Here is a 333-nt window from a genome sequence, read left to right on the forward strand (position 1 = left end):
TTCTTTTTCGTTTTTTACTAGAAAACCATTTATTCCATGTTCCACAATTTCTTTGGTACCTCCAGGAACATCAAATGCAATTACAGGAATTCCTGCCACACAACTTTCCAATAGGGCATTAGGAAATCCCTCTACAAATGATCCTTGCAAAAACATATCATTTTTTGATAAAATTTGATTAACCTGTTTTGTAAATGGGATATGTACTAGTTTTTCTAAGACACCTAATTTCTTTGCTTCATTTAAAACGGCTTCTTTCTGATCTCCATCTCCAACGATTGTATAAGTAAAATTAAATTCAAGTTTTGAAAGTAATTTTATAATTCTCAAATG

The 333-nt window shown here is 30.6% G+C and carries 1 protein-coding gene; it reads right to left on the bottom strand.

Annotated features, from left to right (window positions below; genetic code table 11):
* On the bottom strand, positions 1–333 hold a 333-nt coding region (locus tag H4O21_RS28710; protein ID WP_182812675.1), incomplete at both ends, for a glycosyltransferase.

Source organism: Oceanospirillum sediminis, from assembly GCF_014164585.1.
GTDB lineage: Bacteria > Pseudomonadota > Gammaproteobacteria > Pseudomonadales > Halomonadaceae > Oceanospirillum > Oceanospirillum sediminis.